The 24,701-nt window shown below is 35.7% G+C and carries 29 protein-coding genes and 1 riboswitch; of the genes, 24 read left to right on the top strand and 5 right to left on the bottom strand.

Going from position 1 to position 24,701, the window contains the following annotated elements:
- The first annotated feature begins 391 nt into the window (after nucleotides 1–391).
- From EC501_RS15405 to EC501_RS18430, 3 genes are all read left to right on the top strand, one after another.
- A complete protein-coding gene (locus EC501_RS15405) occupies nucleotides 392–1,702 on the top strand; it encodes a M14 family zinc carboxypeptidase (RefSeq protein WP_122973256.1) in 1,311 nt (436 codons plus the stop codon).
- A 124-nt stretch (nucleotides 1,703–1,826) separates the two neighbouring features.
- Nucleotides 1,827–2,324 (top strand): GNAT family N-acetyltransferase, encoded by a 498-nt coding sequence (locus EC501_RS15400; RefSeq protein WP_122973255.1) that lies wholly within the window; start codon nucleotides 1,827–1,829, stop codon nucleotides 2,322–2,324.
- 37 nt (nucleotides 2,325–2,361) lie between these two features.
- A complete protein-coding gene (locus EC501_RS18430; protein WP_158599729.1) occupies nucleotides 2,362–2,514 on the top strand; it encodes a hypothetical protein in 153 nt (50 codons plus the stop codon).
- 282 nt (nucleotides 2,515–2,796) lie between these two features.
- On the opposite strand, the gene EC501_RS15395 is transcribed toward EC501_RS18430, so the two are convergent.
- A complete protein-coding gene (locus tag EC501_RS15395) occupies nucleotides 2,797–3,150 on the bottom strand; it encodes a hypothetical protein (protein ID WP_122973254.1) in 354 nt (117 codons plus the stop codon).
- Between the two features lie 158 nt (nucleotides 3,151–3,308).
- Between EC501_RS15395 and EC501_RS15390 the strand changes: the two genes are divergently transcribed.
- The gene (locus tag EC501_RS15390; protein ID WP_122973253.1) at nucleotides 3,309–3,452 is read left to right on the top strand and encodes a YjcZ family sporulation protein; all 144 of its coding nucleotides are present in this window, start codon (nucleotides 3,309–3,311) and stop codon (nucleotides 3,450–3,452) included.
- 49 nt (nucleotides 3,453–3,501) lie between these two features.
- Here the strand turns inward: EC501_RS15390 and EC501_RS15385 are convergent, their stop codons facing one another.
- Nucleotides 3,502–4,941, bottom strand: coding sequence for a bifunctional metallophosphatase/5'-nucleotidase (locus tag EC501_RS15385; RefSeq protein WP_122973252.1), 1,440 nt, complete (start codon nucleotides 4,939–4,941; stop codon nucleotides 3,502–3,504).
- Nucleotides 4,942–5,131: 190 nt separating this feature from the next.
- Nucleotides 5,132–5,314, top strand: a riboswitch (cobalamin riboswitch).
- 208 nt (nucleotides 5,315–5,522) lie between these two features.
- Between EC501_RS15385 and EC501_RS15380 the strand changes: the two genes are divergently transcribed.
- The 12 genes from EC501_RS15380 (at nucleotide 5,523) to EC501_RS15325 (ending at nucleotide 14,863) form a co-directional block, all read left to right on the top strand.
- Nucleotides 5,523–5,747, top strand: a complete 225-nt coding sequence (locus tag EC501_RS15380; protein WP_122973251.1) for a glutaredoxin family protein — start codon at nucleotides 5,523–5,525, stop codon at nucleotides 5,745–5,747.
- The gene (nrdI, locus tag EC501_RS15375; RefSeq protein ID WP_122973250.1) at nucleotides 5,744–6,103 is read left to right on the top strand and encodes a class Ib ribonucleoside-diphosphate reductase assembly flavoprotein NrdI; all 360 of its coding nucleotides are present in this window, start codon (nucleotides 5,744–5,746) and stop codon (nucleotides 6,101–6,103) included. The genes EC501_RS15380 and nrdI overlap by 4 nt, the downstream gene beginning before the upstream one ends.
- Nucleotides 6,100–8,193: a class 1b ribonucleoside-diphosphate reductase subunit alpha gene (gene nrdE, locus EC501_RS15370; protein WP_122973249.1), complete on the top strand. Its 2,094-nt coding sequence runs from the start codon at nucleotides 6,100–6,102 to the stop codon at nucleotides 8,191–8,193. The genes nrdI and nrdE overlap by 4 nt, the downstream gene beginning before the upstream one ends.
- Nucleotides 8,181–9,155, top strand: coding sequence for a class 1b ribonucleoside-diphosphate reductase subunit beta (nrdF, locus tag EC501_RS15365; RefSeq protein WP_122973248.1), 975 nt, complete (start codon nucleotides 8,181–8,183; stop codon nucleotides 9,153–9,155). Before nrdE ends, nrdF begins: the two co-directional genes overlap by 13 nt.
- A gap of 164 nt (nucleotides 9,156–9,319) precedes the next feature.
- Entirely contained in the window at nucleotides 9,320–10,285 is a 966-nt protein-coding gene (locus tag EC501_RS15360; RefSeq protein ID WP_122973247.1) for a quinone oxidoreductase family protein, read from the top strand.
- Between the two features lie 95 nt (nucleotides 10,286–10,380).
- Entirely contained in the window at nucleotides 10,381–11,349 is a 969-nt protein-coding gene (locus EC501_RS15355; RefSeq protein WP_122973246.1) for a bile acid:sodium symporter family protein, read from the top strand.
- A gap of 16 nt (nucleotides 11,350–11,365) precedes the next feature.
- On the top strand, nucleotides 11,366–11,824 hold the full coding sequence (locus tag EC501_RS15350) for a GNAT family N-acetyltransferase (RefSeq protein WP_122973245.1): 459 nt from the start codon (nucleotides 11,366–11,368) through the stop codon (nucleotides 11,822–11,824).
- Nucleotides 11,825–11,925: 101 nt separating this feature from the next.
- Entirely contained in the window at nucleotides 11,926–13,098 is a 1,173-nt protein-coding gene (locus EC501_RS15345; protein WP_241559371.1) for an MDR family MFS transporter, read from the top strand.
- 21 nt (nucleotides 13,099–13,119) lie between these two features.
- Nucleotides 13,120–13,644 carry a YfiT family bacillithiol transferase gene (locus EC501_RS15340; protein ID WP_122973244.1) on the top strand — a complete coding sequence of 175 codons (525 nt, stop codon included), beginning with the start codon at nucleotides 13,120–13,122 and terminating at the stop codon, nucleotides 13,642–13,644.
- 155 nt (nucleotides 13,645–13,799) lie between these two features.
- Nucleotides 13,800–14,033 (top strand): hypothetical protein, encoded by a 234-nt coding sequence (locus EC501_RS15335; protein ID WP_122973243.1) that lies wholly within the window; start codon nucleotides 13,800–13,802, stop codon nucleotides 14,031–14,033.
- A gap of 87 nt (nucleotides 14,034–14,120) precedes the next feature.
- Nucleotides 14,121–14,543 carry an SRPBCC family protein gene (locus EC501_RS15330; protein ID WP_122973242.1) on the top strand — a complete coding sequence of 141 codons (423 nt, stop codon included), beginning with the start codon at nucleotides 14,121–14,123 and terminating at the stop codon, nucleotides 14,541–14,543.
- Nucleotides 14,543–14,863 (top strand): ArsR/SmtB family transcription factor, encoded by a 321-nt coding sequence (locus tag EC501_RS15325; protein WP_122973241.1) that lies wholly within the window; start codon nucleotides 14,543–14,545, stop codon nucleotides 14,861–14,863. Before EC501_RS15330 ends, EC501_RS15325 begins: the two co-directional genes overlap by 1 nt.
- 115 nt (nucleotides 14,864–14,978) lie before the next feature.
- Here the strand turns inward: EC501_RS15325 and EC501_RS15320 are convergent, their stop codons facing one another.
- Entirely contained in the window at nucleotides 14,979–15,230 is a 252-nt protein-coding gene (locus EC501_RS15320) for a hypothetical protein (protein WP_122973240.1), read from the bottom strand.
- A gap of 106 nt (nucleotides 15,231–15,336) precedes the next feature.
- Here EC501_RS15320 and EC501_RS15315 point away from each other — a divergent pair, with 106 nt between their 5' ends.
- The 5 genes from EC501_RS15315 to EC501_RS15295 all read left to right on the top strand — a co-directional run bounded on the left by EC501_RS15315 (nucleotide 15,337) and on the right by EC501_RS15295 (nucleotide 19,957).
- Nucleotides 15,337–16,173, top strand: coding sequence for a DUF2268 domain-containing putative Zn-dependent protease (locus tag EC501_RS15315; RefSeq protein WP_122973239.1), 837 nt, complete (start codon nucleotides 15,337–15,339; stop codon nucleotides 16,171–16,173).
- A gap of 382 nt (nucleotides 16,174–16,555) precedes the next feature.
- Nucleotides 16,556–17,713 carry a betaine/proline/choline family ABC transporter ATP-binding protein gene (locus tag EC501_RS15310; protein WP_122973238.1) on the top strand — a complete coding sequence of 386 codons (1,158 nt, stop codon included), beginning with the start codon at nucleotides 16,556–16,558 and terminating at the stop codon, nucleotides 17,711–17,713.
- Nucleotides 17,710–18,357: an ABC transporter permease gene (locus EC501_RS15305; RefSeq protein WP_122973237.1), complete on the top strand. Its 648-nt coding sequence runs from the start codon at nucleotides 17,710–17,712 to the stop codon at nucleotides 18,355–18,357. The genes EC501_RS15310 and EC501_RS15305 overlap by 4 nt, the downstream gene beginning before the upstream one ends.
- Nucleotides 18,354–19,268, top strand: a complete 915-nt coding sequence (locus EC501_RS15300; protein WP_122973236.1) for an osmoprotectant ABC transporter substrate-binding protein — start codon at nucleotides 18,354–18,356, stop codon at nucleotides 19,266–19,268. The genes EC501_RS15305 and EC501_RS15300 overlap by 4 nt, the downstream gene beginning before the upstream one ends.
- A gap of 17 nt (nucleotides 19,269–19,285) precedes the next feature.
- Nucleotides 19,286–19,957 (top strand): ABC transporter permease, encoded by a 672-nt coding sequence (locus EC501_RS15295; RefSeq protein WP_174232707.1) that lies wholly within the window; start codon nucleotides 19,286–19,288, stop codon nucleotides 19,955–19,957.
- Between the two features lie 49 nt (nucleotides 19,958–20,006).
- Here the strand turns inward: EC501_RS15295 and EC501_RS15290 are convergent, their stop codons facing one another.
- Nucleotides 20,007–20,861 (bottom strand): manganese catalase family protein, encoded by an 855-nt coding sequence (locus EC501_RS15290; RefSeq protein WP_122973234.1) that lies wholly within the window; start codon nucleotides 20,859–20,861, stop codon nucleotides 20,007–20,009.
- Between the two features lie 189 nt (nucleotides 20,862–21,050).
- Between EC501_RS15290 and EC501_RS15285 the strand changes: the two genes are divergently transcribed.
- The 3 genes from EC501_RS15285 to corA are packed head-to-tail and all read left to right on the top strand — an operon-like array spanning nucleotide 21,051 to nucleotide 24,220.
- Nucleotides 21,051–22,382, top strand: coding sequence for a hydroxysqualene dehydroxylase (locus EC501_RS15285; protein ID WP_122973233.1), 1,332 nt, complete (start codon nucleotides 21,051–21,053; stop codon nucleotides 22,380–22,382).
- Between the two features lie 57 nt (nucleotides 22,383–22,439).
- Complete coding sequence (locus EC501_RS15280) at nucleotides 22,440–23,216, top strand: alpha/beta fold hydrolase (protein ID WP_122973232.1); 777 nt, start codon at nucleotides 22,440–22,442, stop codon at nucleotides 23,214–23,216.
- 41 nt (nucleotides 23,217–23,257) lie between these two features.
- The gene (corA, locus tag EC501_RS15275) at nucleotides 23,258–24,220 is read left to right on the top strand and encodes a magnesium/cobalt transporter CorA (RefSeq protein WP_122973258.1); all 963 of its coding nucleotides are present in this window, start codon (nucleotides 23,258–23,260) and stop codon (nucleotides 24,218–24,220) included.
- A 17-nt stretch (nucleotides 24,221–24,237) separates the two neighbouring features.
- Here corA and EC501_RS15270 read toward each other — a convergent pair whose 3' ends face one another.
- On the bottom strand, nucleotides 24,238–24,501 hold the full coding sequence (locus tag EC501_RS15270) for a YqhV family protein (protein ID WP_404817756.1): 264 nt from the start codon (nucleotides 24,499–24,501) through the stop codon (nucleotides 24,238–24,240).
- Nucleotides 24,502–24,701: the final 200 nt, after the last annotated feature.

The following is a 24,701-nucleotide window of genomic DNA, read 5'->3' as shown; positions in this document are numbered from 1 at the left end:
ATTCATGGCCATTAACTAAAGAAAAAAAGAATTTACATACAAAAATAGAGAAAGGTGAATTTGAGTTTCCTCAAATTCACCTTTCCCACTATTTGAAGCTAGTTATGTCCCAGCCTCTTCTTTTTTATGTTAGAAGGTTTATCAATAAGAACATAGTGAGACCTTTTTTCTAGCCAACGTTCCATTTTACCTACGGAAAGAAGGAATATTCTAAATTATCTCTTGTTTACTAGTCTTGTAATCCTTAATAATTGAAAAATAACACTAATAAAGACTCAATTTTCTGAAAAGATAAAATATTCTGTTTTGTTTTCTTTTTCAATCATGTACAATCTATTTCGAGCCCCAAAATAAATTGTAGATTGGGACAAGTATACTTAGGAGGGATTTTATGGAAAAGAAGTTTTCAAAAGTAATTTTACCAACAGCGTTGGCACTAACTGTAAGTGTATCATCTGCTGCCTACGCAAATCCGCAATCAACACCGAACGGACCTTACATTGAAGACAACCAGAATATTTCTCTATCAAGTTATATGTCAAATGCAGAATTAGCAACTAAATTACAAAAGCTCGAAGCTTCTTCCAATGGGAAGATGAAGCTGGAAGTTGCTGGCTATTCCAACCTTGCTCCCGATGGTTATCAAACCGAAGCGGACAAAGGGGAACCAATTTATGTAGCAAAATTTGGGGATAATGATCCAAATAAAAAACGTATATTAATTACCGCTCAGATTCATGGGAATGAGCAAATTGGAGCTGAAGCGGCTATTGATATTATTCAAAAGCTTTCTTCCAACGGGAAGGAAGTTGAAGAAATTTTAGAAAACGTGTCCATCTGGATTATGCCTCGTATTAACCCAGAAGGAGCGGATAATCAATATGAAGGTAAGTGGTATCCAACTCGTTATACCCATCAAACATGGTTGCCTGAAAATATCGGTCTTCCAGCAGATACGGTTGCTCCGTGGTACTATAATAGCGATGGTAGCGAAAGAGCTCAAAATAATGAAGGACGTGTCGTTTATGGTATTCCTGGATATGACCAAAACCGGGACTACAATCCAAATTTAGATTTTAGAGTAGAGAACCAAGACCTTAGCGAGGTTGCTTCGTTCTTAAACTCCCAATCTACAAATAACAGCAAATACGGTGGTTTCTATGTTACAGCAGAGGCACGTACTGTTACAAGTGTGTTTAAAGAGTTCCAACCGGATGTGTATGTAGATGTACATCACCGTGGTTTCAATACAGTATCTGATGAGGATAATCGTTCAGTACCTGTCCAATTCGCTGCAGTTGTTGCTGATCCATATACAGATCCATTCACTGGTGAACAATATGAAGTAGATGAAGATGTTCTGACGCTAGCTAAACAGGTTAATGCACTATCTGCATTAACATTGCAAAAAGGGCAATCCCATTTCGGTGCTGTTCAGAAATATCCTGATGTAAACTTACCAGGTACAGCTCTAGGAGCATTTGCATTAAATGATACTTCAATTATGTTAATTGAAATTAAAGGTCAAAGCCAAACATTAGGACAAAAGCAGGCCGGTATGCTGAAAGAAACGGTTACTCAACCACTCTTTGCAGTTTTCCAAGGACTTGCTGATGGATCTATTTATGAAGTTGATACGCAAGTTTATGATGATATTCCAGAGGCTTCAAATTCAATTAGTGATCCAACATCAAGAAACTAAAAAATGGTTCTATGAAGAGGGTGGCAGGTATTGCTATCCTCTTTTTTAACGAATTAAAGGGTTGCATCATTCCATCAATTTGGATAAAATTACCTCCGACGTAAATAAGAAGGAGCCGATAACTATGGTTAAAGTAAGGAAAGGGATGGGTAGTGACGCAGAACAGGTCATTACAGTCATGAAAAATGCAGAGGATTCGGGATTTATGTTATTTTCTCCGGGAGAAAGAAAAATAACTATTGATGGTTTAGCAAAACTGATGGACTCCCTAAATAATAGTCTCAAATCAAGTTTGTTTGTAGCAGTAGATAACAATCGAATTTTAGGTTACATCATTGTTCAAAATGATAAGCCATCACGCGTCGCCCATAGAGCATATTTAGTTATTGGTGTACATAGTGAAAGTCGGGGTAAAGGGGTTGGAACAGCCCTTTTTCATCACGTATTAGAATGGGCAAAGGAAGTGAAGCTTCATCGATTAGAATTAACGGTCATATCAACAAATGACGTGGCAATCAACTTATATAAGAAAATGGGATTTGAAGTGGAAGGGGTAAAGAAGCATTCCTTATTGATAGATGATGAATATGTGGATGAGTATTATATGTCGATTTTAATATAAATCTATGAAGAATTTGGCTGAAAGGAGTAGAGTTGTTTTGAAAAACGAAAATATCCTAACATCTTTAATAACAATTCGACCTATTAAAATAGAGGATTATCAATTTATTTTAAGTTGGAGTAAAGATATTTACTTTTGTTTAGCAAATGGTTGGGAGAACAATCGAATTGCAGAACAGCTCTATTCATGATGGGTTCAATGTGTAAATAATCCGCCAAAAAATTTTATTCGTAAGGGTATCGAGTTTCAAAATACGTTTATCGGATATGTAGATTTAGCATGTATGAAAGGAAATACAGCTGAATTGGGCATTGCAATTGGTGATAGTACACTTTGGGGAACAGAAAGTAAATTAATACAATAGAGACTAAGAAAATAATATAAGTTAAATGAACCTTTAACCCTGCATTGACTGCCCAAATATGATGTTCATGAAAAAGAAGTGTTCCCACTTTATCGATATCAATCCAATTCATAAGATGATCCTTTTCAGTAGGCTCTTGTTTTTTGTCCAAAAGGTGGGCCAAATAAAAATAGCCGTTACTAAGTAGGGGTTCCTTTTTACTATAATTTCGCCTTTAGGGTTGAACATCGTTGTCACGATATAATTTCTTTCTAAAGGAAATTGCTGTAACCACATGTAGCCTCTATCTGCGATACAGACATTTTCTCCATTTAAGCTTACTGTTAATGGTTCAGTTACTTCCAAAATATGTATTAAAGTGATGTATCCTTTAAATTTTTTTGAGTCGACAAAAGCCTGTGCACATTCTTTTTTTACTACACGTTTCCAATCTAAACGATTTCCGTATTTTTTTTTTAGCATTTGCGCCCCCTATAGAAACAAGTATTTCTACAATATTACCATTTACTGGATGTTTGTAGTGAGAAAATTAAAAAAAGATTCGGACCAATACATCCGTCTAGTTCCAACTAAAAGCATTACATATGATGTATTGAAATGAATTTGAGGAGGTGTTCGATTTGGGTAAAAACGTTGGTGGTGAATACGGTTATGGCGGTAACGACTATGGTAATGGCTCAGGCTTTGCATTACTAGTCGTTTTATTCATCCTTTTAATTATTGTTGGTGCTTACTTCTGGAACGGTGGCTACGGTGGCTACTAATTAACCAGTAATCATCCAGGCCCTCCAAATATTGGAGGGCTTTTCCTATTTAATCAATTACTTTAAATGAACCGTGATGAGGTACATCAATAGGCATAAAGTTTTTTAAATAACCTTTTAGTAGGAAGAAAACGGTATAAGCTGTTTCATAAAGAATTTCCCGATTCTTTAATAATGGGAAATCATAGCCAGTTAATCGATAACTGTTGAGAACAACTTCATAGGTTGACTCGTCTTTTAATGGCTCTCCTTTAAACGTAATATTCTTTACACGTTTTCCAACGGGATTCCTTATGTCAATCGTATAAGAGAGTCCGCCCCAAAAATCATATTGATAAGGTTGGGGTGTTTTTGGGTATACATTTGTACGAAAGTCAATTTTACCCTCGTTATTCAATGCGAAAACAGCTGCACTACTTTCCATTAATTGTTTAATTTCAAATCCGAATAAGGAAATGACTTTTAGGGTATGTTCCCTCGTATTGAATACGATATCTCGGTTCGTAATGCTTCCTTTAAATCCTCCCTTTTCAAGGAAAGCGAGGTCGCATACAGAAATTTGTGCGCCTGTTGCTTTGATCTGCATGTCGTGAAGAAGCTGTATATAAGGGTGACTTGTTAACCTAGCCTTTAATAACCCTTCGTATGTATAATCCTTTTCTATATAGGTAATTTCCTCATCTAACCACCTTTCAACTTCTGAAGGATAAGAAGTATGGTCAGTTTTTAATGGATGAAATTTACCACTACTTTGTTTCGTTTCGCCATAAAAATTTACTTGAATCTCTATAAAGCCTTTTCCGTGGGAAGCAGGCTGGACTGTTAATGTTTGTTGAATTCTCTTATTGAAATATAAATGTTGATGTCCTGTTATAAGGAGGTCGATATCTTCCGTTAACTCTAAAATTTCATTTGCCTCGTTTTCACCTATTCGTTCTTGAAATATAGCTCCTGTTAAAGGGTCTTCGGAGAAACCACCATGATAGGCGACGATTAAATAATCGGGTTTTTCATAAGTCTTTACAAAAGTAACCCAATGTTGAATAGACTTAAGAGCGGATTGGAAAGAAAGATCGGTTAAATAGCCGTGTTCATCCCATAATGGGGTGAAATGAGTTGTAGCGCCGATGACAATAAATTTTCTTCCACGAATGGTTTTCGTATAATAAGGTTTGGAAAAGTCTCCAATATTGCAGCTAATCCAAGGAAATCGAAATTGGGAGTGTAATTTTTTAATATTGGGCAAATGGTCGTTAAACTCATGGTTACCGTAAACGGCCACATCATACAATTCGTTTGCAAGGGTAATCATAGGCTGAATTTCATTGTTACTTATATGCTTGTAATAAAAAGAAGCTGGGCTACCATCTAAAAAGTCACCATTATCGATGACTAAGTCAGCCTTAAGACTTTTCATTTGATGAAATAATTGCTCAAACCGATCCAATCTACCATGTAAGTCACTCGTAATTAAAATCGTGATCGTCATAAACCTCACCCCTATATCTTTTTTATAGCATAATTTGAATGAGCGTTCAGCAAATCTTTTTTAATTTTTTTTTATGAAAAACAAAGGAGAATAGAGGGTTTGAAAGGTGACGAATTGGAAAAGCAGATTTTATTCATTTACATAATCCTGGGGAGTATGCTAAACTAATTCCAGAAGATAAAAACTATATATTGTGTTCATTTTTATTAGGTACTACTATATGTAGTTTAAAAGGGAAGTTCGGTCATGACGCCGACGCTGTCCCCGCAACTGTGAAGCTGACGAGGATTTTGAATACCACTGTGCAAATGCATGGGAAGGAAATCGGAGAATGAGGCTAAGCCAGGAGACCTGCCTATAAAAATGCGATGACATTTCTTCGGGGATTGAGAAATGGAGACGTTACCATTTTTCAATTTTTACGAACGTTTCCATAAAGGCTATTTCTTTTCGAAGAGATAGCCTTTTATTATTTTAACATTCTAACTACATATTGTTATAGCTGATTGAGGCAAGATATAAAACTTTGTCTAAAATCAGTAACAAAATATAGATTTAATAGATTAAGAAAGAGGGATTATATGAAACTATTTACGAAAACAATTTGCCCAAAATGTATGTGGGTAAAAACAGAAATACAACAAGCGGGACTTGAAGTAGAAATTATTAATATTGATCATAATGAAACTGAAAAACAACGGTTAATAGATGCAGGCTTTTTAACAGTGCCCGTTTTAGAACATGAAGGGAAGTTTATTGGGGATGTAAATGAAATTATCTCCCACATCGAGTTGGTTCATCAATGATTGCATATGCAAGTCGCACAGGAAACGTAAGATATATCGTTTCCAAAATAGAAGCAGAGTCTATTGAAATTCAAGAGGATTTACAAATAGACGAGCCCTATTTATTAGTTACTTATACAGATGGCTTTGGTGATATTCCAATGAAGGTATCACGATTTTTAGAACAAAATGAAGCCCATTGTAAAGGGGTAGTGGTAAGTGGTAATAGCAATTTTGGACCAAGTAACTTTGGTGGTGCCGGGGACAAAATAGCTGCCAAATATCAAATTCCTTTAGTCCGTAAATTAGATTTACGAGGTTACCAAGCAGATTATGAAGCAATTCAACAGTTTTATGAAACGAGGGTACTTGTATGAAGACATATTTAAAGTTAAATAATGATGTGTTAAATCGTTACAGCTCTACAGGACAATTGGAATTAGAAAAGGATCGTGAGGCGACACGCCGATACTTTTTAGAGTATGTAAATGTTCGGTTACGTTATTTTATCGACGTGGAAGAAAAGATTCGTTACTTAGTAGATGAAGGTTACTATGAGAGAGAATTTATCGAGCTGTATGATATGGATTTTATTAAAAAATTGTATAAAAAGGCTTACGATTACAACTTCCGCTTTCCATCGTTTATGAGTGCGAGCAAGTTTTATGATAGCTATGCATTAAAAAGCCGTGACGGAGAAGAAATTCTAGAAAAATATGAAGATCGTATTGTGATTATTGCTTTGTATTTAGCACAAGGTGATAGAACCCTTGCTGAACGAGCGGTGGAAGCGATGATGGAAGCTTACCAACCTGCTACTCCAACAGCATTGAACAGTGGGAAAAGAGCCCGTGGGGAACTAGTAAGTTGCTTTAAATTATCGATGGATGACTCGATGAATAGTATTGCTGAAAATATTGGGTATTGTTTAGAGCTATCCCGTTTAGGTGGAGGCGTCGGTGTTAACTTAACGGATTTACGTCCCCTGGGTGATCCAATTAAAGGCATATTAAACCGTGCGAGTGGCGTTATTCCAGTGGCCAAGCTGTTAGAAAATGCTTTTAGTTATTCCAATCAACTCGGACAACGCAATGGTTCTGGGGTTGTATACTTGAATATTTTCCATGGTGATATAGAAAACTTCATTTCATCGAAGAAGCCAAATGCTGACGATAAAATACGATTAGCAACTCTTTCAACGGGTATTATTATTCCAAGCATTTTCTTTGAATTAATGAAACGGGATAAAGATATAGTATTATTTAGCCCATATGATATTTATAAAGAATATGGGAAACGCATGTCGGAAATATCTATCTCCGAAATGTATTATGAATTACTAGATAACCCAAATATCAGAAAAATTAAACGATTGAATGCCCGTAGACTTTATACAGAAGTGAAAAAAGCCCAATTTGAATCGGGTTATCCTTTTGAAATTTTTGATGACAATGTAAATGATGTTCATCCATTGAAAAATATTGGACGAGTTAAAATGTCTAACCTTTGTACGGAAATACTTCAAGTACAAGAGACAAGCGTCATTACAGACCAAGGAGAGCCGAATGAATACGGCTTAGATGTTTCCTGTAATTTAGGATCCATCGATATCCATGCAGCAAGTAAGACGGATGATTTTGGACAATTAGTTGATACAGCAATGCGTTTACTTACGAATGTGTCACAGATGACATATATTCAAAATGTGCCGTCTATCGCAAAAGCGAACAAAATTATGCATTCTGTAGGGCTTGGAGCAATGAATTTACACGGCCATTTAGTGACTCAAGGAATTCTTTATGGTTCAAAGGATTCGGTTGACTTTATCGATTGTTTTATGGAAGCAATGAATTACTATTCTTTAAAAACATCTATGGAAATTGCAAAAGAGCGTGGAGAAACGTTCCATAGATTTGAAGAGAGTGAATATGCATCAGGTGCTTACTTTAAACAATATGTGGAGAAGGAAGAAAAAGAACTTTCTCCGGTAGTATTAAATGCCCTTGGTAAAGTGCCTATTATTACAAAACAAATGTGGCAAAAACTAAAAGAAGAAGTGATGGAACACGGCTTGTTCCATTCCTATCGATTAGCTATCGCACCAACAGGAAGCATCTCTTATATTCGGAGCTGCACAGCATCTATTGCACCTTGTACTGAAAGAGTGGAGGTTCGGGATTACGCTGACAGTCGTACTATTTACCCGATGCCCCATTTAAACAATGATAATGCTCACCTTTACGTGGAAGCATATGATGTGAATGCCTATGATTTAATCGATTTATATGCAGCTGCCCAAAAACATGTCGATCAAGGGATTTCTATGACTCTTTATGTAACAGATGCTTGGACAACGGAGCAACTAGCGAAAATTTATATTTACGCATGGTCGCGCGGAATTAAATCGGTTTACTATGTCCGTCAACGTCTACAAACATTAGAGGAGTGTGTCGCATGTCAAATTTAGTTTATGAGGCAGTCAATTGGAATAAACCGACGAGTGAATTAGCACAAATTTTTTGGGATCAGCAATGGAAGCAAATTTGGTTTCCAGAAGAAATAGCTGTGAGTAAAGATATCAAACAATGGCAAAGTTTCGAGCATCAAGAAACGTATAAGAAGGTATTTGCAGGGCTTACGCTACTGGATACGGTGCAAACGAATATTGGGATGAATCAAATCGCCACTTATGCAACGGATTTACAAGAAAAAGCGGTATTTACTGTGTTTGGTGCCTTTGAAGCGATTCATGCTAAATCCTACTCTTATATTTTCACAACCCTTTGTACGAATTCAGAAATTGATGAGTTATTTGAGTGGGTAAAAAAGAATGAATATCTTCAATATAAAGCAAGTAAAATTAGCGACATTTATAATAGCATAGAAGAGGGTAACTCCGAATCTTTATGGAAAGCGATGTTCTCTTCCGTTATGCTTGAATCTTTCCTATTTTACTCTGGATTTTTCTATCCGTTATATCTAGGTGGACAAGGGATTCTACGCAACTCGGCAGAAGTAATATCTTTAATTTTACGTGACGAATCAATCCATGGGGTTGCAGTTGGCTTCTTCGCCCAAAATTTATTTAAACAATTTTCTGCTGAAAAACAGGATGAATTAAAGGTTTGGGGATATGAGTTACTGCTAGATTTATATCATAATGAAATGGCTTATACAGATGATGTATATGCAGAAACGGGATTATCGCCTGAAGTTAAGTCATATGTTCGATATAACGCCAACAAAGCGCTTATGAACGTTGGTTTTGATCCAATGTTCCCGGAAGAAGAAGTGAATCCTATCGTTATGAACGGTATTCGTAATGAAGGGTCAACATATGACTTCTTCTCGCAAAAGGGTTCAACTTATGCGAAAGCGAAAGTAGCCCCAATTACAGATGATACTTTCAATTTTGGTGATAGAAAGTAAGTTAAATAATGACTCGAAGAATCAGAAAGGGTTCTTATAGATAAGGGTTTACTAGACAGCTTGCATGGAAAATGCAAGCTGTTTTTACTTTTTACTTAATGTATAATTGTGGTAATTGTAATGGGGGAAATCGTAAGTATTTATTGTAAAAAGGGGTGTAGATAATGAAAGCTGTAATTCAAAATCAGTTTGGGGATGCAAATGTTCTACAATGTCTAGAAATTGAAAAGCCATCTATTCAAAAAGGGGAAGTGCTAATAAAAGTTGCGTATACGAGTGTCAATTACGCAGATATAAAAAAACGTGTAGGGAATAAGGGAAAAGGGAAGTTTCCGATGATGTTAGGACTCGATTGTGCTGGAGTGATTGAAGAAGTGGCTGGAGACTCCTCCTTTTCTAAAGGAGATCGGGTCATCGCCTTTCCAAAGTCAGGGACTTATGCGGAATATGTTATAGCCAATGAGGACCTTGTTTATAAAATTCCAGACAGCCTTTCCTTTGAACAGGCAGCAGCTATGCCAACCGTTTCGATATTATCTTATATATTATTACATGAAATCGGTCAGGTGAAGGCAACGGATACAATTGTTATCCATAGCGGGGCAGGGGGAGTTGGCTCGATGTTAATTCAACTTGCCAAATTAGCACGAGTCTCAAAAATTATCGCTACAGTAGGGGATATTAGAAAAAAAGATTATTGTATAAATTTAGGTGCGGACATAGTTTGTACATACGAAACATTTACCGATGAAGTTTTATCTTTAACAAATCAACAGGGGGCAAATATAATATTCGACTCAATGGCAGGGGAAGTAACAACAAAAAGCATGGAGTGTTTAGCTTTATATGGCACCCTTGTTCAATTTGGAAATAGTAGCGGCAAGGCTGGTATTTTTCAAACGAGTGATGTGCATAGCAGTTGCCGGAATGTGAAAGGATTTAGTTTAGGCACAACAAGACAATATGACCCAAAGCGTTTAAAACCTGTAGCGGAAAAAGTAATCGACCTATTTGGAAAGGGAGAAATTGAACTACCAATTGCAAAAATTTTTCCATTAGAAAGGGCGCAAGAGGCCCATCTCTTCATGGAAGGTCGTCAGTATGAGGGGAAAATATTAATTAAGATATAAAGTGGCTCGTCTTCTTCAAAAAATAGTTCCCTTTATTAGGGAGAAGAGTGACAATGGTAAATATAAGATTTTAAGAGGAAGAAGGCTTATATTCAATGTTAGCAACTATCAATAAACACCTCCAAAAATTAATGCCGATCTTAACACCACTTAGTTTAGTAATCGGTGTTTTACTTGAGGATGTAGGTGGGCATTTATTATTTTTAGTGCCATGGTTATTTGCCTTTATGACATTTGCCGGCAGTTTAAGTATGAATTTTGAAGGGTTACGTAGCTTTGCAAAATATCCGAAGGTCATTTTAATTACAATCTCCTTTTTACATATTCTTATGCCAATATGGGCGTATTTTGTAGCAACGTTTATTTTTAATGATCATTATTTAACAATTGGATTTGTATTATCTGTTGCAGTTCCAACTGGAATTACAAGTTTTATATGGGTAAGTATATGTAGAGGTCATCTAGCCCTCTGCTTATCGATTATTTTAATAGATACGATTCTTTCGCCTATCGTTATACCGTTATTAGTACATTTTGTAGTCGGTCAAAACATTGAAATTGATACGATGTCTATTATGCTAGATCTATTGTGGATGATTGTGATTCCATCGATTATAGCTGTTTTACTAAATGAATGGACAAAAGGGAAAATTGACAATACCGTAGGAAAAACCCTCGCTCCTTTTCAAAAGCTTAGCCTCTTTTTCATTGTCATGATTAATAGTAGTGCTATTGCTCCTTTTTTGAAAAATATTACGTGGGAGATTTTTGGAATTATCGTTGTTGTTTTACTGCTTGCCATGTCAGGCTATGTGATGTGTCTATGGTTAGGTCATTATCTCTTTAAAGATCCTGAAGTCATTTCAGCCGTTGTTTTTACAGGAGGAATGCGCAATATTGCTGTAGGTGTCGTCATTGCAAGTACATACTTTCCTGCGAAAGTAATGATGCCAGTTGTTTTTGGGATGTTATTTCAACAAATACTTGCATCCCAGTTTAGTAGAATAATTGAAAAATATAAGGTGAAGTTTTATCCGGATAACAATTTAAGTAATGACTTTTAAGAATAGGAGTGAACAAATGGGAAAGCCGAAAATTACCATCATCCCTTATAGTAGTACTTATGATACGCAGACGGTGGAAATGTGGAGAGAAAGTAAAGAGAATGCCATCGGACAAAAGGAAGGACATAGTTTTGAGGATCATGTCTATTTCCTAAATTATTTATTGCCTAAAGAGTACACAATTGAACTTGCCCTAATTGATCATCATGTTGTAGGAATGATTGCCTACAATGATCATGAAATTAGCCAGCTTTATATTCATTTAGATTATCAAGGTATAGGGATTGGTACTGCTTTACTAGCTCGAGCGAAAGAACAATCTTCTGGCAAGTTAACTTTATACACATTTGAAGTGAATAAGCAGGCACAAGCCTTTTATGAAAAACATGGGTTTCAGATTATTGGTAGAGGACATGAAAATGAAGAAGGTTTACCTGATCTTCTGTATGAATGGATATTAGATACCTCCCATTAGCGTAACCTTTTTTCAGAAGAATCTTTAAGTGATTTGATTACAAAGTCCATTGAGCAATCGATCTTTGTTTTTGCATGGAATGGACGTTTCGGGGTGGTATTTTGAAAAAGCTAAGTTATTTTCATCCATTAGTATGGAGTATTCTTTTTGGAACGGTTTTTACTCGAATAGCGAGTTTCATGACACTACCCTTTTTGGCTTTGTATTTACACCGTGAATTAAATGCATCGCCAGTAGATATTGGGGTGACCCTCGGCGTGGCCCAATTATTTGCGACCTTTGGAGGGATATTTGGTGGATATCTTACTGATAAGGTCGGAAGGAAAGTAATTATTTTATTAACCATTTTTGTATGGAGTGCTGTGTTTTTTGGTTTTGCATTATTCCATAGTGTTCCTTTGTTTATAGTACTTAGTGCGCTAAATGGTCTATGTCGTTCCTTTTTCGAACCATCCACCCAGGCTTTAATGATTGATTTTACGGAGAAAGAAAAGCGGAGAAGGTTATTTTCGGTCCGGTATACAGCTATTAACGTTGCAGGGGTCATAGGTCCCCTATTAGGCGTTTGGATTTCAAGCTTATCAAGTCCAGCTATGCCCTTTATCATTACGGGTATTATGTATGCCCTATATGGATGTGTTCTTGTTATTCTTTTAAATCATTTTAAGATGCGTCAACAGATGGCTACAGAACGGCAAAATCTATTCCAAATGTTCAAAGTGGTAGGAGCTGATACAAAGCTGCTTCTATTAATAGCAGGAGGAACGTTAATTAATCTTGGCTGGTCCCAATATGATTCCACTTTGCCTCAATTAGTGAATTTGTCTGTCGAAGATGGTGTTCAATTATTCTCAATTCTACTTGTTACAAATGCTTCTATTGTTTTATTGTTACAGTTACCAATTAGCATTTATAGTGAGAAAATTTCAATGTTGAAAAGTTTAGTCATTGGTACGTGTTTTTTCGCATTAGGTCTAATTTTGTTTAATATGGCTACCAATTGGCCATTTTTCATTGGCGCTATGGTCATTTTTACGATTGGGGAGATTTTTGCCTTTCCAATGATGAACGCCATGATCGAAGAAATCGCACCAGACACTCAAAAAGCGACTTATTTAGGGGCTTCTCAATTAAAAAATATTGGTGGCTTTATTGGTCCTGTCTTTGGCGGATGGCTTCTCATTCACTTCCCTGGCGAAATTTATTTTGTTATGGCTGTTCTTATGTTATCCAGCTTAATTTTTTATAAAAGGGCATTAGCGAAAAATAGTTAGATGAAATTGGGGGATTGGAAAATGGATGCTAAATATCCTATCGGACAGTTTACTTGTAATGAAACGATTACGCACGAGGATATACATCAATGGATTCAAGAAATTAAACTATTACCAACTAGATTGAGTGAAATGGTAAAGGGACTTACGGATGAAAAGCTTGAAAAAACATACCGACCAGGTGGATGGACTGTTCGTCAGATCGTTCACCATATCGCAGATAGCCATTTAAATTCATATACTCGATTTAAATTAGCCTTAACGGAAGACAACCCGACCATTAAACCTTATGCGGAAGAAAAATGGGCTCTCCTTGTTGATTCCCACTTACCGATTAGTGTTTCCATACAGCTTATTGAAGCTTTACACGAACGTTGGGTCTATTTATTAGAAAGTTTAACGGAAGAACAGTTAAACAGAACATTTGTACATCCAGACAATGGTGCCATTTCATTAAAGAAGAACGTTGGCATCTATGCTTGGCACGGAAACCATCATCTAGCTCATATTCAACTTGCTTTAAAAGAAGAAAGTCGATCCATTTAATGGGTCGACGTTTTTTTCTTCTAACTCCTTTATTTGGCAATAAGAACTTTGTGTTATGTAAGCTTCCTTCTTAGGATAATAGTTTATACTAATAGTGACGAATCTTTTCTTGTACTGTGACGTCATTATTAAAATGGGAAAAGGAGGTTGCTATAATGTTTAAGATTTATAGAATCGTACATATTATTTGGACAGCAATTTTTGCTTTTTACGTTTCGATACCAATCTTAGAGAGTGGAAGCTTAGAAAAAACGCTTTATGTAGATGCTTTATTTGTATTACTTTGGATTTTAGGCGTTATCTTCCTATTTATTAAGAAATTAACAAAGATCGGCTTTATATTCACTATACTGCCATTACTATATGCCATTGTCCTTTTCGTTCTTTAATAATTTGACATAACACCTTTTGGTTATATATAATCTAAGTAACACCTATGGGTTGTATATTTAAAGAGGTAAAGGAGAAATAACGGCATGACAGAGAACTTACCAGATATTACGCAAAGTATTTTAATTGAAGCACCGATTGAAAAAGTTTGGAGTTATGTTTCCACCGTTGAAGGGATTTCAAAATGGTTTATGCCACCAAATGATTTTAAATTAGAAGAAGGGTTTGAATTTACAATCCAGTCTCCCTTCGGTCCGTCGCCATGTAAAGTACTTGAAATTGAAGAACAAAAGAAAATATCGATTCAATGGGATACAGATGGATGGGTATTAACCTTCTTATTAAAAGAAGTTGGCAATGAAACTGAATTTACAGTAATCCATGGTGGTTGGAAAGAAAAAGATACATTAGTTGCAAAGGCGCAACGTCCTCAATCCGTCATTCGCGATACAATGAACAAAGGTTGGGAAGGCATTGTTCAAAAATTAAAACAGTTGGTGGAAGCTTAATGAGCCAAGCAGCTCAAAAGGTTGATGTATTCCAGGCAATCGCGGATCCGACACGAAGAGACGTGCTCCATCTATTATCAGAAAGAAATCAATCGATTGCTGAAATTTCTTCCCACTTTAAGATTAGTCGTACGGCTGTAGTAAAACATTTAAATGTTTTAACTGAGGCTGGATTAGTTCGAGGCGAAAAAAATGGTCGAGAAAAAATTTATTATTTGCAGTTTGAACCATTGAAGGAATTAAAAGATTGGCTAGCTTACTACGAACAATTCTGGTATAACAAGTTAACAAAACTGAAGTTCGTCGCAGAAAATGAATAGTAAAGAATTAGCTACCTTAAAGGTAGCTTTTTTTATCATTTAAAGGATAAAAAAGAATCTATTTTGGAAAGAAACTTCTCAAAATAGATTCTCTTGTTATAGAAAGTACCTCAATTTACCACCAGAAAGCATTCGCTAAAACGATACCTGCAATTGCACCAATAGCAATTCCAACACCTAATCCGCTTCCGCCCCAGCCCCAGTAACCAATACCGTAGCCACCGAAACCACCTTCGGGCATAATCCATACCATATCTCGTTCTACTCGAGTAATTCTTCCGACATGTCTTCGTCCGCTTTTTTCAATAATACAAACCTTTTTGCCCTTATGGCGACAACATAGATCATATATTTGTCTAGGATGCATCCATATCCCTCCTTTTCATGTAGACTGCTAACTAATATATGATTTTTTTAAAAGTCGACACGAGTTAATAGTCTAAAACATATACTAATTTCAAAGGAGGAAATAGATGTCAGTAGTAAATTTGTTACCCGACCTTTATAAATTATGTGAAATGACTAACCAAAACCGAGACAAATTAATAGAAATTCATCGTAAAATGCTTTGTGAGCCACTCCAATTTTTCTTTCCTGAAAGGTCAACAGAGGAGATTCAGTTTGAACTTTTAACTAATGGATTGTTTGACCCTGATGAAGGGTTAGAAATTGATGAAACTGTAAAGTTCTTAGAACAACAAGGAGTATGGCAAATGCTTCAAAGGGAATTTGAAACATTAAGAAGTTTATGGAAAGGGCCAGATGTACCGATTTATATATATCCTTTAACAAAATATAGACCAATGATTGATGGAATAGAAGCTAAAAAGAATGGTATTACCTATAATGGTGTTTTATTTTTGTTTGTGTCAACCGACTTGAAAGAAGAGGAATTAAAGGCATTGTTAGCCCATGAATATCATCATATTTGTAGACTTGCCTATTTAAATAAACGACCGGAAGAAATCGAGTTGATTGATTCATTAATTATTGAAGGCATGGCAGAAGCAGCTGTAGAAGAGCTATATGGCGAAAAGCGGCTTTCTCCATGGACGAAAAAGTATGTTATAGACGATGTGAGAATGTTGTGGGAAAAATACTTTGTTCCAGCTTTAAATTTAAAGGGAGTACAACAACATCATCCTTTTTTATATGGAGATGAGTGTCGAGGGTTACCAAAATGGGTTGGTTATAGTATTGGTTACCGTATAGTTGAGTCTTACTTGAAAAATGGAGGTCCAATTCCACAATGTTTGTTTTATCAAATGCCATCTACTGAAATAATCCAGAAATCGGATTTTAAAATATAGGTTAGACAATCTCATTCATTTTGTAAGGTGATTGAGATTGTCTTTCTTTGTTTCTTTATGGCCAGTTTAAGGTTAAAAGGTTCACTTTTGTGTCGATTTTTTCTATAAAAATACGATTTCTTCTGTCAAGTTGTCATAAGTTTTAATATTCAGATATTTTATCTTTAACTTACTTGTAGCCCATTTTTTTAAATCCTATGAAAATGCCTTAATATGAAGGGATAGCTACACAATTTTTCTGAAAATAGGGTATATTAAATGTCACATAAAATATATAAAATGTTCATTAAATTGTCACAATTATATATTGCATTATGAATATCCCTTTAAATTGTTAGTGGAAACCATGTAACATATAGTTGAGAGGAGGAGTTTTATAGACATGTTAAAAATTGAAAACTTAACAAAAGTATATCGAGGTGGCAAAGTCGCTGTCGATCAATTAAACCTTGATATTAATCAAGGTGAATTTATTGCCTTCATTGGTACGAGTGGGAGTGGGAAAACAACCGCCCTTAGAATGATTAATAGAATGGTAGAACCTACAAGTGGGAAAATGACCTTAAATGATAAGGATATTACGAAAATGAATCCTGTTACGTTAAGGAGGAGCATCGGTTATGTAATTCAACAAATCGGATTAATGCCACATATGACAATTCGTGACAATATAACGCTTGTTCCCCACCTATTGAAATGGTCAAAAGAGAAAAAAGATGAAACAGCTCGTCGTTTAATCGAACTTGTTAATTTACCGCCTTCCTATTTAGATTTTTACCCAGCACAATTATCTGGAGGTCAACAACAACGAATTGGTGTTTTGCGTGCCCTTGCTGCAAATCAGGACATTATTTTAATGGATGAACCATTTGGTGCCCTTGACCCAATTACACGTGATACTCTTCAAGATCTTATCAAAGATATTCAGCAACGTTTAAATAAAACGGTCATTTTCGTTACCCATGATATGGACGAAGCGATTAAGCTTGCTGACCGCATTGCCATTATGCATGAAGGAAAACTAATCCAATTTGATACACCCGATAACATTTTAGCAAACCCTGCGAATGACTTTGTAAAAGAGTTTATCGGTTCCCATCGCCTCATTCAGCAAAAACCAAACATTAAAACTGTCGATGAAGTAATGATTAAACCAATTTCCATTACAATTGAAAAAAGTCTTGATGAAGCGATCCGTTTAATGGTGGAAAAACGAGTAGACACACTATTTGTAACAGATGGCGACAATCGACTACAAGGATATTTAGATGTAGAAAGCTTTACAGGTGCACGTAAAACGAAGAAAAGTGTTTCAGAATGTTATGAAAAGGACATTTTTTACGTGAAAACTGGTTCGAAATTACAAGATTCTGTTCGTAGAATTTTAAAGCGTAACTTAAAAAATATCCCTGTTGTCGATGAGGAGCACCGTTTAGTCGGTTTAGTTACACGTGCTAACATCGTTGATATCGTTTATGACACAATTTGGGGAGAAGAAGAGGAAATGGTTTCTGAGAATAAGGAGTTGATGAGTGAATGATTGCCTTTTTCACTGAAAACAGCTCTGATATTTTATTGAAAACATGGGAGCACTTTTATATATCAATGATTGCCCTGTTATTAGGGGTACTTATTGCTGTTCCTATTGGCATTTTATTATCAAAAACAAAATATATTGCGAAGGTAGTTTTAAGTATTACAAGTGTACTTCAAACTGTACCATCCCTTGCTTTATTAGCCATTATGATTCCTTTATTAGGCGTTGGGAAAGTACCCGCAATCGTTGCACTATGTATCTATTCATTGTTACCAATCTTAAATAATACTTTTATTGGAATGAATTCGGTCAATGAAAATACGAAAGGTGCAGGGATTGCTATGGGGATGACGACGATGCAGTCCATTTTCCTTGTTGAACTACCATTAGCAGTTCCTGTCATTATGTCTGGAATACGTCTATCAGCGGTATATGTTATCTCTTGGGCAACATTAGCATCTTATATAGGTGCGGGTGGTCTTGGAGACTTTATCTTTAATGGATTGAATTTATATCAAACGGAGTTAATTATAGGAGGCGCGATTATTGTAACGTTATTAGCATTACTTGCGGATTTCCTATTAGGGAAATTAGAAAAATGGGTAACACCTAAAGGGTTAAAAATTGAAGGGGGTCGTACTTCATGACAAATAGACTCCTACTGACAATTGTTTTAGTTTTATCTTTAGTTATTAGTGGTTGCTCCCTTTCAGGGAATAAAAAGGACGATTCAATTAAAATTGCCTCTGTTGTTACGACGGAAGGGCAAATATTAGCTTATATGATGAAATATATGATTGAGCATTATACGGATGAAGATGTGGAACTAATCAATAATTTAGGTTCAAGTACGGTATTACACCAAGCGATGGTAAATGGTGATGCCAATATGTCATCGGTCCGCTATACAGGTACCGATTTAACCGGTGCATTACAAGGAGAACCGATTAAAGATCCAGAAAAAGCATTGGATTTTGTACAAAAGGAGTTTGCGAAACGATTTAATCAAACGTTCTTTGATTCCTATGGATTTGAAAATACGTATGCCTTTATGGTGACAAAGGAAACAGCAAAAAAATATAACTTAAAAACAGTCAGTGATTTAGCTTCTGTTGCGAGTAACTTACAAGCGGGTGTTGATACGTCTTGGATGAACCGAGAAGGGGATGGTTATAAAGCATTCGTTGAAACATATGGTTTCGATTTTGCTCGAACATACCCAATGCAAATCGGTTTAGTTTATGACGCTGTTGATTCGGGTGAATTGGATGTTGTATTAGGTTATACAACAGATGGGCGTATTGCTTCCTACGATTTAGTCGTTTTAGAAGACGACTTAAATTTCTTCCCTCCATATGATGCGAGTCCTTTTGCGGATACAGAACTAATAAATGAAAAGCCTGAGGTTAAAAAGGCAATTGAACGTTTAGTAGGGAAAATCTCTACAGAGACGATGCAAAAGCTCAATTACCAAGCGGATAATAATTTAATGGAGCCCGCTGTAGTAGCAGAACAGTTCTTAAATGAACATAATTACTTTGAAGGGGGTGATGAGTAATGCAAGATATGTCTCAAATGTCTACAACTGAACAGTTTTTTTATTACATGCAGGAAAACGGATTTTATGTGTTTAGTCAATTTTTAGACCATTTCCTTATTTCCATTTATGGGGTATTACTTGCAGCGCTCATCGGTATCCCACTTGGTATTCTTATTTCGAAATATAGTAAATTATCTGGAGTCGTTATTACCCTTGCCAATATCATTCAAACAATCCCAGCTCTCGCTTTAATGGCCATTTTAATGCTTGTATTAGGCTTAGGTAAAACAACTGTCATTGTAACGGTGTTCTTTTATTCATTACTTCCAATAATTAAAAACACTTATGTTGGAATTAAAAATATTAATAAAAGTATTACCGATGCCGGACGGGGGATGGGGATGACAAAGGCCCAAGTATTATACATGGTGGAATTGCCATTATCCTTATCCGTCATCATTACAGGTATTCGTATTGCCCTTGTAGTTGCAATTGGGATTACGGCTATTGGTGCGTTTATTGGAGCAGGTGGTTTAGGTGATATCATTATCCGCGGTACTAATGCGACAGATGGGACGGCGATTATCATTGCAGGTGCCTTACCAACGGCTTTAATGGCAATTTTATCGGACGTTTTATTAGGATTAATCGAACGAAAACTAGACCCGGTAAAACGTCAACAAAAACGAATTAATCAAGCGATGTAATTGTGTTAAAAAAGTGCTAGTCTCTTTCGTGAAGAGGCTAGCACTTTTTTTAGTTATTTAAATCCCATAAACCAGGGCTATGTTCATTTGGCATGTCCGGTAATTCTGGTACAGGATAAGGTGTAGGAGGGTCCACAACAAGTAATTCACCACTATTACGGCTTGGCGATTCCCCTTTAAAGATTTCGCCCGCTCGGTGATCATCTAATCTGAAGTTAAAAAATGCGTTATGGAAGCCCATATCAACATATTTTTGACACTCAGGATATTTTGTTATGTCGTAGTTCGGTATAGGGAATATTTTTGCCCAATCGACGCCAAGGGTTTCTAGAGCTTTAGCAAATGCATTTTGATGTGCGTTATCTCGAACGATTAAAAATGCTAATGTTTCTCTAAAGGTTTTGTTGGAGCTCATTTCATAAATTCTAGTTTTTTGAAGTACACCTGTGGACTCAAGTACGAGGTTATCAAGTAAGTCAGCGACTAAATTTCCGTGGGAATAAACATAGTTCCCCATCCAAGGGTTTCCTGCTGCATCTACTGGTAATGAGCTTTGTGCACCCATAATAAAGTGATGGGGGTTTGCATGTTTAATGACTTCATCCAATGGTGCTTGATCCGTTCCTGCATTACCTACTCCAGATTCCCCAGCACCATTTAACAATTGATTAATTGTTGTTTGGACTAACTCTACATGACTAATTTCTTCTAGAAAAATTCCGCGTATTAAATCACGATACTGCTTTGCCTTTCCACGGAAATTGGAACTTTGGAACATAAATTGCATCATCGTACGCATTTCTCCAAAGCGGCCACCTAATGTTTCTTGTAGAACTTTTGCAGCTGACGGATCTGGTTTATCTGGAACTATGATGTTAATTAAATCTTCCTTATAAAAATACATAGATTTTCCTCCCTAGAGTAAGTTTTCAATAGAAGTATTGGTTTGCCCTATTTTTTTATTCATTTTATAGGCTTTAAAAATTTTTACCGATTGGAATCGTGACTTCATGATTGTCCGCTTAAAAAAGAGGAGAAATGAGAAAACTTCATAAAGTGAGAATTCATTTTAATTAGGTAGGAATGATGCCAAGTGGAACAATTTGATGCGATTATTGTAGGTTCAGGATTAGCAGGATTAACGGCTGCAGTAGAGTTATGTGATCGAGGAAAGAGCGTGCTCGTACTTGAAAAGGAAAAGGTAATTGGCGGAAGGACATCGTCATGGGATGAAGATGGAATGCTTGTTGAATCGGGCTTTCATCGCCATATTGGCTACTATAAAGCATTGCCCTACATATTAAAAAAGGTCGGGATAAATGTGGATTCCCTTGTTCAATGGGAAGAAAACGTAGATGTTCGTATAAAAGGAAAAAGGGATGTGGCAACGTTTGGAGTATCGCCCATTTTTGGTCCCATTGATTTATTAAAAGGGGTTTTAGGAAATAATGAGATTTTATCGTTGAAAGATAAGCTTTCATTAATGCGATTTTTTATGAGTGGTTTTATTGATTATTTAAGCAAACCTCATATTCTCGATCAATGGAATGTAAGAGATTATGCTAAAAAACATCATGTAAGTGAAGATGCGTTACATTATGCTGTAATTCCCCTTAGCGCTGGCATTTTCTTTTTGCCTCCTGAAAGATATTCTGCAAAGGTTTTTTTCGGATTGTTTTTCCCTGCGATACCAAGGTTTTATCGAATGAGAATTGGTGCCTATTTAGGAGGAATGACAGAACTTTTAGCTCGGCCAATCGCCCATTATATTGAAGGGAAAAAGGGCATTATTCAAACGAATGCAAAAGTGCACAATTTAATCGTAGAGAGCACAGGGGTAAGGGGAGTTATTTTAGAGGATGGCTCGCGTTACGAAGCTAAACATGTCATACTTGCTGCTGATTTAGGTGGAGCGAAGAAAATATTAAAAAAGAACTTTTCAAGTCATCCATTGTTTCAATCATTATTTCAATTACCAACGATGCCCGCTGTCACAATTCAAATGGAGTTTTTAAAGCCAGTTTTACCTTATGATCGTACAACTTTTGGTCCTCTGACATCGTTAGCTAGCTTTGCTGAGCAATCCCGTTCAACCTTTACCCATGTACCGGGAAGATTGTCCATTATATTGACACCTCCTGAAAAATTTTTAGTAATGGAGAAAGAAGAAATATTAAAGCAGGTTCAAATGGAAGCAAAGGAACTGGGGTTAGATCTAGAAACGAACTTAACGAATTATCGAATTGTAAGTAGAAGTGAGGATTTTTATAGTTTAGAGCCTAATCATGATCGTTTAAGGCCAAATCAAAGAACGGATATTAGCGGTTTAATTTTGGCTGGCGATTATACAAAACAGCCTTATTACGCAACGATGGAAGGAGCAGTTGTTTCGGGTTTGAAGGCAGCTAGTATCATTTTAAACTAATGGCTTTAAAAGGGCTTGTTGCGTAAGTATTTTATGAAAAAGAGTGGGGTGCTGATTTTGCCGACATTAACTATTAATGAAATAAATATTCATTATGATACAAAAGGAGATGGAATCCCCATTATATTTATTCATCCACCCTTATTAACTAGTACTATTTTTAAATTTCAACTGGAGCATTTTTCGAAAAAGTATAAAGTGATTACTTTTGATATTCGTGGTCATGGAAAAAGTGATTATTCCGATGAGCCGATCACTTATCCACTTATTGTAGAAGATATCGTTGCCCTATTAGACGAATTGAATATTGAAAAAGCTTTTATTTGTGGTTATTCAACAGGAGGTTCTATCGTATTAGAATTTTTGTTACAACATCCGGAAAGAGCTTTTGGAGGAATAGTCATTAGTGGGATGTCTGAAGTGAAAGATCGTATCTTAAAACTTCGACTAGGTGCCGCTATTAATCTTTCCAACGATAAAACGATACCATTTCTTACCTATATGGTTACTAGGGGGAATGCGAATTCATCCCAAACTTTCAATAGTCTTCGAAAAGGAGCAAAAGAAGGTCATTCGATAAATATAAAGCAATATTACCTTTATAGTAGAAATTATAACTGTACGAAGTTTTTACAAGAGATTCAGCATCCTGTTTTATTAACGTACGGTGCAAAAAATAAAACATTTCACCAGTATGCACAATTACTTCATGAAAACTTGCCTCATAACGAACTAATTTTTATTGAGAATGCAAAACATCAAATTCCAACGAAAGAACCGAAGAAATTACATGATGCAATCCATCGGTTTATTCAATCTTATAAAAGGGAATAAAGAAATATAATCTAATGTTTGAATATGAAAGGGCATATGCGATGATCAATTTCATAGGAATAACAAATGATAATCATTTAGAGAGAAATATTTCGATTAATAACGCTGTTTTATCAGATTATAAATGGTTTTGGGTGGATTTTAGTGAACCAACCGATGAAGAAGTCAAACATCTTTCCGAAACGTTTCATTTTCATCCCCTTGCCATTGAAGACTGTGTACAGGAATTTCAACGACCAAAATTAGATTATTATAAAAATTATACGTTTTTCGTTACTCATCTTCTCCGGGAAGAAGATGAAGTGATTATGAAAGACCAATTGGACTTTTTTGTAGGGGAAAGTTGTATCGTAACTTTTCATAAAGTACCTTCCGATGAAGTGTTAATTGTTTGGAATCGTTTTTTAGCACAAGAGTCGTTAGTCGGTTGGGACCCGTACTATATTTTTTATGAAATATTAGATAAAATCGTCGATAATTATTTCCCCCTTATTTATAAAATTGAAGATGAATTAGAAAAGATGAATGATAGCATTAATAAAAAATCGATGAATAATTTGATGAATGAACTGTTTGAAACGAGAAATATGTTATTAAATTTATTACATTCAGTTAATCCGATGAGGGATTTATTGTATCGAATGTTAAATTCCCATCATTTAAATTTAAATCGCATTGGAGAAAGAAAAGAGTATTTCTCCGATATTTACGATCATTTATTAAAATTATCTGATATGGTGATGACAAATCGAGAAGTCACGGCAGATATAAGGGATAGTTATTTATCTTTAAACTCACATCAAACAAATAATGTGATGAAGTTATTAACGATTATTACGTCTATTTTTGCCCCTTTAACGTTCATCGCAGGTATTTATGGTATGAATTTCAGTTATATCCCTGAGTTGACTTGGAAATATGGGTACTTTTTTTCTTTAATATTAATGGCTTTAATCGGTTTATGTATGTTGCTTTGGTTTAGAAGAAAAGGTTGGTTTAAATAGATATTTTATTCGTTGAATTATTTCATTCGTAAGCTAAATAAAATGAGCAAAACACCAGCAAACAGACAAATCATTTTTTGGTAAGAGATTTTATCACCTATGCCTGCAATGCCTAGCCCGGTAGTAATGATAAGGATTGTAGGACCAACTAAGGCAAGCATGGAATTAATTGCGAGAGCTTTTTCGATATCATGGGACTTATACATGAATCCGGCGGCAGTAACTTCGATACTTCCTGATATTATTCGTAATAAAACCATATAGATTAGTGCTGATTCCACATAACCATCCTTTATTGTATGTTAAAAGAATGTATGCTTGTCCCCTAAAAAATATGTAAATAAAAAAAGTCGTCACTTTATAAAGTGTACCCTTTGTAAAGGACATTTTTAAAAAAGGCTTTTAAGCAACTTGAAGAAGATGGTGACTGTATTGTGCAGGCGTCATCTTTTTTAAGTTCCATTGACCTCGGTAATGATTG

It is taken from the genome of Lysinibacillus halotolerans, from assembly GCF_003711845.1.
Classification (GTDB): domain Bacteria; phylum Bacillota; class Bacilli; order Bacillales_A; family Planococcaceae; genus Ureibacillus; species Ureibacillus halotolerans.
The sequence above is the reverse complement of the archived record's forward strand: the minus strand, read 5'-3'. Positions and strand labels throughout refer to the sequence as shown.

Coding starts and splice junctions, on each gene's coding strand:
- EC501_RS15380 (WP_122973251.1), top strand. CDS start 5,523: ATGAAACTATTTACGAAAACAATTTGCCCAAAATGTATGTGGGTAAAA.
- EC501_RS15335 (WP_122973243.1), top strand. CDS start 13,800: ATGTTTAAGATTTATAGAATCGTACATATTATTTGGACAGCAATTTTT.
- EC501_RS15330 (WP_122973242.1), top strand. CDS start 14,121: ATGACAGAGAACTTACCAGATATTACGCAAAGTATTTTAATTGAAGCA.
- EC501_RS15310 (WP_122973238.1), top strand. CDS start 16,556: ATGTTAAAAATTGAAAACTTAACAAAAGTATATCGAGGTGGCAAAGTC.
- EC501_RS15350 (WP_122973245.1), top strand. CDS start 11,366: ATGGGAAAGCCGAAAATTACCATCATCCCTTATAGTAGTACTTATGAT.
- EC501_RS15355 (WP_122973246.1), top strand. CDS start 10,381: ATGTTAGCAACTATCAATAAACACCTCCAAAAATTAATGCCGATCTTA.
- nrdE (WP_122973249.1), top strand. CDS start 6,100: ATGAAGACATATTTAAAGTTAAATAATGATGTGTTAAATCGTTACAGC.
- EC501_RS15385 (WP_122973252.1), bottom strand. CDS start 4,941: ATGACGATCACGATTTTAATTACGAGTGACTTACATGGTAGATTGGAT.
- EC501_RS15395 (WP_122973254.1), bottom strand. CDS start 3,150: ATGCTAAAAAAAAAATACGGAAATCGTTTAGATTGGAAACGTGTAGTA.
- corA (WP_122973258.1), top strand. CDS start 23,258: ATGATCAATTTCATAGGAATAACAAATGATAATCATTTAGAGAGAAAT.
- nrdF (WP_122973248.1), top strand. CDS start 8,181: ATGTCAAATTTAGTTTATGAGGCAGTCAATTGGAATAAACCGACGAGT.
- EC501_RS15320 (WP_122973240.1), bottom strand. CDS start 15,230: ATGCATCCTAGACAAATATATGATCTATGTTGTCGCCATAAGGGCAAA.
- EC501_RS15305 (WP_122973237.1), top strand. CDS start 17,710: ATGATTGCCTTTTTCACTGAAAACAGCTCTGATATTTTATTGAAAACA.
- EC501_RS15400 (WP_122973255.1), top strand. CDS start 1,827: ATGGTTAAAGTAAGGAAAGGGATGGGTAGTGACGCAGAACAGGTCATT.
- EC501_RS15300 (WP_122973236.1), top strand. CDS start 18,354: ATGACAAATAGACTCCTACTGACAATTGTTTTAGTTTTATCTTTAGTT.
- EC501_RS15340 (WP_122973244.1), top strand. CDS start 13,120: ATGGATGCTAAATATCCTATCGGACAGTTTACTTGTAATGAAACGATT.
- EC501_RS15405 (WP_122973256.1), top strand. CDS start 392: ATGGAAAAGAAGTTTTCAAAAGTAATTTTACCAACAGCGTTGGCACTA.
- nrdI (WP_122973250.1), top strand. CDS start 5,744: ATGATTGCATATGCAAGTCGCACAGGAAACGTAAGATATATCGTTTCC.
- EC501_RS15325 (WP_122973241.1), top strand. CDS start 14,543: ATGAGCCAAGCAGCTCAAAAGGTTGATGTATTCCAGGCAATCGCGGAT.
- EC501_RS15295 (WP_174232707.1), top strand. CDS start 19,286: ATGTCTACAACTGAACAGTTTTTTTATTACATGCAGGAAAACGGATTT.
- EC501_RS15315 (WP_122973239.1), top strand. CDS start 15,337: ATGTCAGTAGTAAATTTGTTACCCGACCTTTATAAATTATGTGAAATG.
- EC501_RS15360 (WP_122973247.1), top strand. CDS start 9,320: ATGAAAGCTGTAATTCAAAATCAGTTTGGGGATGCAAATGTTCTACAA.
- EC501_RS15290 (WP_122973234.1), bottom strand. CDS start 20,861: ATGTATTTTTATAAGGAAGATTTAATTAACATCATAGTTCCAGATAAA.